The 12,173-nt window shown below is 51.3% G+C and carries 6 protein-coding genes; 3 read left to right on the forward strand and 3 right to left on the reverse strand.

Annotated elements, in window-relative coordinates; translation table 11 throughout:
- Positions 1–84: 84 nt before the first annotated feature.
- Positions 85–6,111 (forward strand): SdrD B-like domain-containing protein, encoded by a 6,027-nt coding sequence (locus Q337_RS0114440; RefSeq protein ID WP_026472187.1) that lies wholly within the window; start codon positions 85–87, stop codon positions 6,109–6,111.
- Positions 6,098–7,246, forward strand: a complete 1,149-nt coding sequence (locus Q337_RS17945) for an OmpA family protein (RefSeq protein ID WP_051526916.1) — start codon at positions 6,098–6,100, stop codon at positions 7,244–7,246. The genes Q337_RS0114440 and Q337_RS17945 overlap by 14 nt, the downstream gene beginning before the upstream one ends.
- Positions 7,247–7,395: 149 nt before the next feature.
- Here the strand turns inward: Q337_RS17945 and Q337_RS0114450 are convergent, their stop codons facing one another.
- Complete coding sequence (locus Q337_RS0114450; RefSeq protein WP_026472188.1) at positions 7,396–7,908, reverse strand: hypothetical protein; 513 nt, start codon at positions 7,906–7,908, stop codon at positions 7,396–7,398.
- Between the two features lie 132 nt (positions 7,909–8,040).
- A complete protein-coding gene (locus Q337_RS0114455; protein ID WP_026472189.1) occupies positions 8,041–8,973 on the reverse strand; it encodes a LysR family transcriptional regulator in 933 nt (310 codons plus the stop codon).
- 186 nt (positions 8,974–9,159) lie between these two features.
- Between Q337_RS0114455 and ilvD the strand changes: the two genes are divergently transcribed.
- The gene (ilvD, locus tag Q337_RS0114460; RefSeq protein WP_026472190.1) at positions 9,160–10,866 is read left to right on the forward strand and encodes a dihydroxy-acid dehydratase; all 1,707 of its coding nucleotides are present in this window, start codon (positions 9,160–9,162) and stop codon (positions 10,864–10,866) included.
- Between the two features lie 146 nt (positions 10,867–11,012).
- On the opposite strand, the gene Q337_RS17950 is transcribed toward ilvD, so the two are convergent.
- A complete protein-coding gene (locus tag Q337_RS17950; protein ID WP_051526917.1) occupies positions 11,013–12,134 on the reverse strand; it encodes a flavodoxin family protein in 1,122 nt (373 codons plus the stop codon).
- Positions 12,135–12,173: the final 39 nt, after the last annotated feature.

The following is a 12,173-nucleotide window of genomic DNA, read 5'->3' on the forward strand; positions in this document are numbered from 1 at the left end:
AGTCTTTAAGTTTGTTGTTTTTAATGGAAGCCGGTCTAGTACCGGCTTCCATCCGAATTAAAACTTTATTCAAGGTATATTGCTGTGTTGCGACATACGAAAAATAACGCATACCAAGCGACATTCTTACTTTCTACACTTGCAGCGTCTATTGTGATGGCTCAGCAGGGTTACGCGGTAACACCCGTAATTCCAGTGGCTGGTGTGGCAATCAAGAATACAGCATACGCCACCTATCTTTCGCCAGAAGGCCAAACCCGTAATACCGAATCCAATACCGTTCAGGTTGAAGTAGCAGCCCTGTACGCCATTTCGCTCACCCAGCCTGCAACCCAGGAAATAGAAGCCGGTGCCCGCGTGGTGTGGCTCAACACCCTGACCAATACCAGCAATACCCAGGCCAGCATTAATATTGAAAAACTGGTAGCCAGTGGCTTAAGCAATATCAAGATTTATGTTGATAAAAACAAGAATGGTGAGTTTGACGCCAGTGATGAAGTCCTGAGCGGTTCCATTGTACTGGATCGCCTACAATCCATTAATCTGTGGGTGGTGGCAACAGCATCAGCTAACCTGCAGGATAAGCAGCAATTAAACCTGCCCATCAAGGCTGTTGTGGTTGAAGACCCGAATGTCACTGCCACAGCAACCGACAGTCTGGTGGCTTACCTGCCAGAACTTACCGCCAGCAAAACGGTTGATCAGGAAACCTTTACGCCCGGTAGTGGCAAAAGTTATGACCTGAACTACACCCTGACCCTGGAAAACAAAGGCTCACAGGCCATTCGTCCAACCCGTGTATTTATTGACGGACAGGCGCAGGACATGGTGGTGATGATAGATTCACTGCCGGCCAACACCATTTATAAAAGTGCCCAAAGCAATAATCCCAATGCGCTGATCCTGTTTAAAACCGGTGACAACAGCTATACCCGCCAGCAGCCGGCTGACCTCAAAAGCATTAATGATGTCGTGGTGGCCTATCCTGCCATTGAAGCGCACAGCGTTGAACGGGTGCAGCTTAGTGTTAGCATGAACAACAATATTGCCAGCACCACTTTAAATAACCAGTTTGCGGTCAAATACCAACTGGCCACCGGTGAAAAAACCACCCTGTCTAATATTGCCAAAACCGTGGTATCCGGCAAGTCTGCCATTAGTAATAACACCGGCAATTACAACCAGATTCTGGCTACTGGTAGCCTAAACAAGCCCTTGTATATTTCTGCCGACAGTGCGGTGTGCAATGCCAGCCGCGCTATCAGCGATCAGGTAAAAATCCGGGTTAAATCCACAGTTACCGGAGATGTGGTTGAAGTGATTGGTGTGGAAACTGCACCCAACAGCGGCCTGTTTCACTACCAGCTGGCCACGGTTGAAAGCACCACGGCCAATCCGAATGACCAAATTCTGCAAACAGTCAAGCGGGACAAGGTGCTGGTTAGTCTGGTGAACTGTCTGGATGCCAGCGGCAACCCGACAGCAACCATTAATGATGTCAACACCAATGTGCTGATTGACCCATACGGTATTGTATTTGATGCCAAGACTGGCAAGCCGGTTGTTGGTGCCAAAGTGACCCTGATGGATGCCAGTGGCAATCCGGTAGGCAACAATGTGGCCTTTAATGTGAATGCTGAAACTGGCGAGCTGATTTCCATTCCTGCCACGCAGCTCACCAATGAACTGGGTGAGTTTATTTATCCGCAGGTGATTGCTGGTAACTATAGCCTGCAAGTGGACACGTCCACCATTCCCGGTTCAACCAAGTACACCTTTGTCAGTGACAAAACCGTTTATCCCAGTTTTTCTAGTGATAAAGCCGTTCATCCGCAGTGGTCGTATGGCGGCAACTTTGCCCTGAATAATGGCGACCCGGCGTTAAATATTGATATTCCAGTTGATCCGGTACTGTCCACGCCAACCTCACCGCTGTTTGTGAAGAAAACCGCCACTCACACCACTGCCGAGCTGGGTGATTTTGAAGAATACACCGTGACCGTGGCCAACCGTGGCGAAACGGTAGCGCAGGAGGTGTCCATTAAGGATACCCTGCCACGCGGCTTTATTTATGTGGCGGGCACGGCGCGGGTTAATGGCGTTAAGGTGAGTGATCCGCTGGGTGGCAAAGGCCCGTATCTGACCCTGGGCTTGGGTAATTTGGATGCCAATAAAGAAGTTAAAATCCAGTACCGTGTGCAGATTGGTCCCAATGCCTTGAATGGCGATGGTATTAATCGCGTACGCGCGCGCGATGCCAGCGGCGTGGAATCCAACGAAGCTTCGGCCAAAATTGAAGTCACGCCCGGCGTACTGATGTCGGATGCATTTATTGTGGGCAAGGTCTTTATGGACTGTAACCGCAATGGCATGCAGGATGTGGGTGAGCGCGGTGTGCCCGGTATCCGCCTGTTCATGGAAGATGGCAGCTATGTCATCACTGACCGTGAAGGCAAATATGACTTTTATGGCGTGAGCGCCAAAACCCATGTGTTAAAGCTGGATCGCAGCACCCTGCCGGGCAATGCTGAAATGGTATTGCTGGGCAACCGTAATGCCGGTGATGCCGGTAGCCGTTTTGTTGACCTCAAGCGTGGCGAACTGCACCGTGCCGATTTTGCCATTGCGGATGGCGCAGGCACCTGTACCCAGCCGCTGGTTGAACAGGTTGACAAGCGCAAGGAAAAGATTGAAGAACAAAACCTCAATCTGGAACAGGTACTGCGTGCCGACCTGTCATTAGACCCGCTGCGTTATAGCGTGGGCGATGTGCGCAGCCAGCCAGCCAGTGGCTGTATCAGTGCGCAGGGCGTTACTGCCAACTGTAATATTGAGCTGTCCAAAGACCAGATTAAAGAGCTGCGTGCGGCACAAATTGAACCCGTCAAGGCACCAGTACTGGTTGATCTTGAGCAGGCACTGGCTGAAGCCAATAGCAATCAACTGGCCATTTTAAACTTAAAAGACGGGCAAACCCTGCCGTATGCACAAACCACCGTTCAGGTGAAAGGCGTGGCTGGTGCAATGATTGAGCTATGGGTCAATGGCCAGCACATTGATGACAAGCGCATTGGCAAAAAAGCCATTCTGCCGGATTTCCAGATTGCCGGTTTTGACTATATTGGTGTAGACCTCAAGCCGGGCAGTAACCAGATTGAAGTGCGCCAGCTGGACAGCATGGGTAACCTGCGTGAACAGCAAAAGATTCAGGTGATTGCTCCGGATCAAATGAGCAAGCTGGCCTTGAGTGCACCCAGGCAGGAAGCACAGGCTAACGGTTCTGATGTGTTCAGTGCTGTGCTGAAAATTGTCGATCACAATGGCACCATGGTGGCCAGCCGTACCCCGATTACGCTGGAAAGCACCATTGGCAAGGTTGAGATCAAAGACCTGGATCCTGCTCAGCCCGGCATTCAGGTGTTTGTGGAAGGCGGCACGCTGCTGGTGCCAATTACTGCACCCAGTGAGGCGGGCGAAGGCACCTTAAACGTCACCAGTGGCATTTATAATGCCAACCTGCCAGTGCGCTTCCTGCCGGCACTGCGTCCAATGATTGCCGCCGGTATTGTCGAAGGGGCGATTTCCTTCCAGAAATTTGATCCCAAGCAACTGAGTCAGGTGAACCGCAACGATGGCTTTGAAGAAGAGCTCAACGACATTGCATCCAGTAATGGCGGCAAAACCAACACCACGGGTCGTGCGGCATTATTTTTAAAAGGTAAGGTAAAAGGCGAATACCTGCTGACGCTGGCTTATGACTCCGACAAGGACAAAGACCAGCGCCTGTTCCGTGATATCCGTCCTGATGAATATTATCCGGTATATGGTGATGCCGCCGCCAAGGGCTTTGATGCGCAATCCACCAGCAAACTATATGTGCGGGTCGACAAGGGCCGTTCCTATGTTATGTATGGTGATTACGTTACCCGCACCGACAATGATGACGGCTTGTCTTTAGGCCAGTACAACCGCTCTTTGACTGGCGCGCGCACCAGCATTGAAACCGATCGCACCAAAATCACTGGCTTTGTGGCGCAAACCAATGCCACCCAGATTACCAACGAACAGCGTGGCTTGGGCATTACCGGCCCGTATTCACTGGGTCAGGTCAGCAGCGATGATGTGCTGCGCAATAGTGAAAAAGTGGAAGTGATTGTGCGTGACCGCAATAATCCGGGTCTGATCATTTCCCAGCGTACACTGGCGCGGTTTACCGACTATGAAGTGGATACCTTCAGCAACAGTATTTATTTAAAAGAAGCCGTTTCCAGCGTTGATAGCAACTTAAATCCGGTTTACCTGCGTATTACTGTAGAAGCCGATCAGGGCGGTGAAGAATATACCGTGGGCGGGGTGTCCGGCTCGGTAAAAGTCACCAGCAAGGTGCAAGTGGGGGGGTCTTACGTCAAGAGTGATGACCCGCTCACTGATGAGCAACTGGCCAGTGTCAATACCGTTATCAAGCTGAATGACCGTGCTAAGCTGGTGGCTGAAGTGGCCCGTAGTGAAAACACCATTGATCCAGCCAACAGCTTATCAAACATTAATGCCAGCACATCGGCCACGGGTGAGCAGTCCGGCACTGCTGGCCGCATTGAGCTGGATTACAGCATCAACAATATTGAATTGCGTGCTTACCACAATCAGGCCGACAGCGGTTTTTACAACACGGCTTCACCAATTACTGCCGGACGCAAGGAAAGTGGTATTAAGGCACAGGCACGGGTGGAAAAACTGGGCTTAACCCGTTTTGAAGCCATTCGTACCGAAGACCAGGCCAATCAGGGCGTGCGTCAGGGCATTTCCGCCAGTGTGGAACGTGCCTTGAACCGCCTGATGTCACTGGAACTAGGTGTGCGCTATTACGAAGAAACCGTGAGCGCTGCTAGTGCCACCAGCCAGCAGGTAACCCCGTATGATGGCACCACAGTACGCGCCAAGCTAAACAGTGCGCTGCCCTGGGAAGGCTCCAATGCCTTTATTGAATACGAGCAGGATATCAGTGATGCGGATCGCCGGATTTTTGCGCTGGGTGGCAATTACCAGATTAGTCCAAAAGCCCGCCTGTATGCCCGTCAGGAAATTATTTCCAGCATCAATGGCCTGTATGAACTAAACGATACCCAGCGCCGCAACACCACCGTGGTGGGGATTGACAGCAATTACAGTCAGGATGGTTCGGTGTTTAGTGAATACCGGGTACGTGATGGCATCAGTGCGCGTGAAGCCGAAGCGGCGATTGGAACCCGCAACCGCTGGCAAGTGGCCAAAGGAATTTATGCCAACACCAGTCTGGAAAAAGTCAAGGCGATTGCTGGTACTGACAACCAGTCACTGGACAGCACGGCAGCCTCGGTTGGTCTGGAATACCTGACCAATCCGGACTGGAAAGGGGTAGCGCGTTTGGAAATGCGCTGGGCTGATCAGTCTGACACCTTGCTCAATACACTGGGTCTGGCTTACAAGCTCACCGATGATGTCACCCTGTTGACCAAAAACGTGTTTAGCCAGATTGACAACAAGGGCGATACCACCGGCGATCGTGTAATTGACCGCTTTCAGGTTGGTGCAGCCTACCGTGACTTTGACCAGAACCGCTTTGATGCGCTGACCAAGCTGGAATACCGTTATGAAAATGACGAAACCAACCTGTCCAGCCCATATCTGCGCAATGTGTATATTTTGTCCAACCATGCCAACTTTCACCCGAATCGCAAAACCACGCTGTCTGGTCAGTATGCAGTGAAGTATGTCAAGGCAGACTTTGAAGGCATCAAGTCCACAGGTGCTACCCAGTTGCTGAGTGGCCGTGCCATGTATGACATCAGCGAGCGCTGGGATGCAGGCATTAATGCCGGCCTGCTGTGGAGCGATGCCAGCGAAGGCCGTCGCCTGCTGCTGGGCGGTGAAGTCGGCTATTTGTTGGCCGCCAATTTATGGCTGTCTGCCGGTTATAACTTCTCCGGCTACAAGGACAAGGATCTGGCAGATAGCAGCACCACTATTCAGGGGCCTTATTTACGCTTCCGCTTCAAGTTTGATGAAGACCTGCTGAACTTTGATCACAGCAATGTCAACAAATCGCAGGAGCCAGACGATGCAGGCCATTAAGTTAAAACTGGCGCTGGCAGCCTGTCTGGTCAGCGGTTTGGCATTGGCCATGCCTGCCATGAGCCAGCCTGTAGCCAATCAGTCTGATAACCCGCTGGAACAAAATAGCGTGGCGGCGTTACAACAGCGGGTTCAGCCATTTTTGCAAAGTAATGATGTGCTAACTCAGTACCATGCCCAAAAAGCGCAAATGTGGCTGACTTATGCGGCCAACCAACACAGTGAGGGCAGCTCCACGGCGGCTGAACAGCAGGCACAGGCGCAAGCCTTACAACTCATTGAACAGTTGGAACAACAGCAGCCTGTTTCTACTACCACGCCAGTGATTCAGGCTTCCAAAGTCATGCGCCGCGATTTATGGGTCAATGCCGAGTTGCTTAAACAGCAAGCAGGTTTTGACTGTGCAGCCACTGAAATTGCACAGGCGGAAGTCATGCTGGTGTGGGCTGCTGCCGAACATTGTGAGCTGGGCTGGCGACATTCGCGGGAGCTGTTTGCGGCGGCTGAGCGCTTGATTGACAAGGCCAATTATCAGGCAGCCAATTGCCATGCTACGGCGCAATCACTGGCCGCCCAGCCCTTACCAGCATGGAACAAGGCTAATTATCCCAGTCTTGAGCAGTTAAATGGCCCTGAAAAAGGCTGTCATGGTGTGGTTGGCCCATGGCCATTGGTGAGTGCCACAACAGTTGCGCCAGTAGTTTCCCAGCCTGTTAATCCAGTAGCTGAACCAGCAACGCAGGACGTTCTACCCAACGTGGTACATTTTGCGCTGGATCAGGCCAGCTTGTCGCAAGCCTCACAGCAGGTGCTGGGTGATATTGCCACCGTGCTGGGCAAAAATAGCAATTATTCACTGACCCTGTATGGCTATACCGATGCCCGCGGCAGTCAGGCTTATAATCTGGACTTAAGTCAGCGCCGTGCCAAAACCGTTGAAAACTTTTTAATTCAGCAGGGCGTGGATGCCAGCCGGATTGCCACGGTGGCTGCCGGTGAGCAGCAATTGATCAGCGATCCAAAAGCGGTTGTGGGTCATGCCTTAAGTCGCCGGGTAGTGCTGGTGTATGCCAGCCCGGATGGACAGGAAATTAAAACCACATCCCAGACCAGTGACTTACAGCCTGAACATTAATTCAGGCTGTTTTTTTGCCTTCAATCTTTTAGTTCAATTTTCTGGCTTGAAATTCTGATAGCTTGTCCAGTTGTTCTCACAATTGAAAATCAGGCACGTTTCTTATTGTTTTAATGTGCCTGAATTTTTAACTTTTTCTTTTAATAGCTTTACTTGCATGCCCTGGCTTGCTGAATTACCTGTAATGCAGCCAGTTGCTGGTTAAGTTCAACCACATTTTGTGGTGCTGCGGTAGAAGTATTGGCCGCCAATGAGTTGGCTTGCTGCGCCATTTGTCCTGCTTGCTGCACCGCCCGGACATCCACCCCTGCCAGTGCACCCACTGAGGCAAATAGTCCGCCAGCCTTGCCCAGCATGCCTGCGGTTTTGCTCACCTGATTTTCCTGCGGTACGGCCTGTAACTGCTGCGCCAGTGTATTTGTCAGGCTGTTGCTCATGGCCTGCAAGCTGGCACAATCCAGCGCGGCATAGCTTTGCATCAGTTGTGAATGGTCAGCAGCCAGTTGCGCCGGGGCAGGCGTTACCACTGGAACATTGGCACTATTGCCACGCACTGTATTAACCGCCTGATTGACCTTGCTCAAGGTATCCAGCAATCCGGCATGTGCCGTGGTTGAGCCTGCCAGCACGAGCGTCATGGCAGCAAGAAAAGACTTATTCATCGAGTTCATCCTGAACGGTTGGGTTACAAGAATGGTACGGCGCTGCCAGAAAATTGCTATCCCCTGAATAGGGGAGAAACTCGCACGCACTATTAATTTTTATAAATTTTGCCAGCAAGCGCGCCAAAGTCTTTACAGGAAATTTGGATTCCCTTCACGGATTTGTATTGCCAGTTGAAGCAAATTGCGTGCTGAAGGTGGGGCATTGTGCGTGTGTAAAACCAGTCCTGTTTCCATCATTGGCGCGTCTCCACATAAGGCCTTATAAACAACGCCAGTCCGCTGCAAAGTCCGCATTGAATCAGGCACCAGGGCAAAACCCATTCCCGCAGAGATCAGTCCAATCATCGTTTGCATCTGGATGGCCTGCTGACCGAGCAAGGGTTCGATGCCAAGCTGTGCATAATATCCAATGATGAGATCGTGCAGGGCTGGTGAACTTTCGCGGGGAAAAAGGATTAAGGGTAAATGTGCCATATCACGCAGATTGACGGTGTCACTATCGCCAATTTTATTTTTTTCATTAAGCCATGTCTGCGGTAGCGCAATGATCAGCGGTTCAGAGGATATCGGGTGATAATCAAGGTTTGGCGGAAAATCCCGATGGGTCGGGGCAATCACTAGTCCAATATCAATCTCATGGTTTAACAGGGCCTGCACCTGAAGGTTGCTTGTGGCTTCTTTTAAGGTGATTTCAACATCAGGAAAAGCCATTGAAAAACGGCTGACCAATTCTGGCAAGAGTCCATAGACAGTACTACTGACAAAGCTTAAATGAAGCGTTCCAATTTCGCCGCGCGCTAATCGTTGGGCAACTTGCGGTAAAGCCTCGGTCTGGTCCAGAATTTGACGGACATGCGGTAACCATAATGCCCCAACCGGGGTTAGGCTGACACTACGGTTGGTACGGTTGAATAAGACAATGCCTAACTCTTGTTCCAGTGCCTGAATACTTTGACTTAAAGGCGGCTGTGTCATATGTAGACGTGCCGCCGCCCGCCCGAAATGCAGCTCTTCCGCCACTACAACGAAGTGTCTAAGCGATCTTAGTGTTGCTGTAGTCATATATTTTTAGACCTATTCTGATATGTTTAATATATTTTACTCGATACAAGGCAGCAGGTATGCTGTTTATAAGATGTTATGCCTTTCCCTTAATCCGCTTAAGGCATAGAATTATCCCCAATTTGTAAAACATGCTACCCACGCTATTGGCGCAGGCACATCCCAAGCACAGACTAGGAACATCCCATGAGTAATGACAGCAATAACAATCAGAACAACCTTAATCTACGCAAGCATTCATCACAGGTGGTCGATGGCGTGGAATGCGCCCCGGCCCGTGCCATGCTACGTGCGGTAGGCTTTACTGATGAAGATTTCAAAAAACCACAGGTGGGCATTGCATCCACCTGGGCCAATGTCACGCCGTGCAACATGCACATTGACGGCCTGGCGCGCAATGCTGAAAGTGGTGTTAATGCAGCAGGCGGCAAGGGTGTCATTTTTAACACCATTACCATTTCCGACGGCATTGCCAATGGCACCGAAGGCATGAAGTATTCCATGGTATCGCGTGAAATTATTGCCGATTCGATTGAAGCTGTCGCCGGCTGTGAAGGCTTTGATGCACTGGTTGCCATTGGTGGCTGCGACAAAAATATGCCGGGCTGTATCATGGGCCTGGCGCGCCTTAACCGTCCGTCCATTTTTGTGTATGGTGGTTCCATTCAGCCGGGCAAGGGCCATACCGATGTAATTTCCGTATTTGAAGCCGTTGGCCAGCATGCCAAGGGCGAGCTGAATGAAATTCAGGTCAAGCAAATTGAAGAAGTGGCCATTCCGGGGCCAGGTTCCTGCGGCGGCATGTATACCGCCAATACCATGGCGTCTGCTATTGAAGCGCTGGGCATGAGCCTGCCGGGTTCCAGTGCGCAGGATGCCGTGTCACAGGAAAAACAGGATGATTGTACCCGTGCCGGTGAAGCTGTGTTAAATCTGCTGCGTCTGGACATTAAACCCAGCGACATTATGACCAAGGCTGCGTTTGAAAACTCCATTAAAGTAGTGATTGCGCTGGGTGGCTCTACCAATGCCGTGCTGCATTTAATTGCCATGGCGCGCACCATGGATGTGGACTTGAGCCTTGATGACTTTGTGCGTGTGGGCAAGGAAACCCCAATGCTGGCGGACGTGCGTCCATCCGGCAAATACATGATGAGTGAGCTGGTGGCGATTGGCGGAATTCAGCCTTTAATGAAGCGCATGCTGGATGCCGGCATGCTGGATGGTTCTTGTTTAACCGTAACCGGTAAAACGCTGGCCGAAAATCTGGCAGATGTGCAGGACTATCCAAGCGACCAGCAAATCATCATGCCGTTTGATGCGCCGATCAAAAAAGATTCCCATTTGGTGATCTTAAAGGGCAACCTGGCCTCAGAAGGCTCGGTGGCCAAGATTACCGGCAAGGAAGGCTTGCGCTTTGAAGGCCCTGCGCGCGTATTTGAAGGCGAAGAAGGCGCGATGGCGGGTATTTTAAATGGTGAAGTGCAAGCCGGTGAAGTCGTAGTGATTCGCGGCGAAGGCCCGAAAGGCGGCCCCGGCATGCGTGAAATGCTCAAACCCACCTCGGCCATTATGGGCAAGGGGCTGGGTCAGTCGGTGGCACTGATTACTGATGGCCGTTTCAGTGGTGGTAGCCATGGTTTTGTGGTGGGTCATGTCACCCCGGAAGCCTTTGAAGGCGGGCTAATTGGCCTGGTCAATACCGGTGATCGTATTAGCATTGATGCAGAGACCCGTGAAATTACCCTGCATGTGGATGAGGCGGAACTGGCCACCCGTCGTGCCAACTGGACGCGTCCGGCGCCTAAATATACCCGTGGCGTACTGGCTAAATATGCCCGTCTGGTGTCCAGTGCATCAACTGGTGCATTAACGGATGTTAATCTGGACTAAATTGTCCTAAAGGTCTGGTGCTAAGCGGCCATTCCCAAAATGCCCTGTTGGATTGATGCTGACAGGGCATTTTTTTAGCTTAAGGTAAGATTTATGAGCAGAGCTTACGAAACTGGCTTTGCTAGACTAACTTTACGAAAGCGCTTTTACTTGAGCCGCACAGTTTTAACTTGTTGTGCAGGTTCCAGATCAATCCCCTGACGCAATTGCCCGATGGTCACCTGCAAGGCTTCGGCAACCATCACCGCTTCATTCTGTACCGCCTGATCACGATCCAGCGCTTCATGGCTTTCAGCATAGGATTCATAATAACCAATATAGCGGTCCAGCCGGCCCTTAAAACCAGCTGCAATAAAGCCCATCCAGTCCAATTGATCGCACAGGTTACGCCGTTGCGCTTCAACCCCTGCCACATCGCCGTGTACGATGACGGCATAGGCGCGGCCTGCCAGATGTTTGGGATAATCCCAGCCAGCCAGTTCAATCTGTTTGGCCTCAATGGCTTTTTTGCCATGCGTGCTGGTGGGATCAGGATTACCGCCATCGAGGCACACTAGCCGGTCCATCAGGTTTTTTAACCCACCCGGCGACTGATACCAGTAGGTTGGCGATACAATCAATAATCCATGTGCCGCTGCCAGTTTGGTATAAATTTCATTCATCCAGTCGCCGGTCTGGTTGAGCGAATGATTGGGATAGCAGCTACAGGGAAAATGGCACAGCGGCATGGCAGTTGCTACGCAGCCCTTGCAGGGGTGAATATTCAGGCCGTATTCGGAAGTCAGGCGGCTTAAATCAATCACCTCGCACACGGTTCCCTCACGTTCAAGCTGTGCTTTGGCAATATTGGCCAGCCGCCAGCTTTTGCTGACTTCACCGGGGCAGGTGTCATCATTACGATGGCTGGCAATAATAATCAGTACCTGATCTGGCGTGCTGCGATCCTGCTGGGTTTGCTTGGCGGTTTCAATGGCAGCTTTGGCATCCAGCCATTCCACAGCAATTTCATAATCCGGGTCAGCATAGCCTTCACCTGCCGCACGGGTAATTGGGGCTTTGCGGCCATCCTGATAATTTTTCCAGGCAATGTCTTCCAGTAGGGCAATTTGGGTTTTGGCCTGCTCAAAGCGGGGGTCAGCAAAGGACTGGCGAAAGCGCTGGCCAAAGGTAGCCCGATCCAGATGACCGGAGCCTTGACCAGTACGGGGAACAGGCGTGGCGCGGACTGTTGTACTTGAGGATTTGGCAGGTGAATCAGGTAATGACATAACAGGTTCAATCAAGTAAAGAGATTATTGTTATCACAA

Origin of the sequence: Alkanindiges illinoisensis DSM 15370 (genome assembly GCF_000619845.1) — a bacterium.
GTDB classification, from domain to species: Bacteria; Pseudomonadota; Gammaproteobacteria; order Pseudomonadales; family Moraxellaceae; genus Alkanindiges; species Alkanindiges illinoisensis.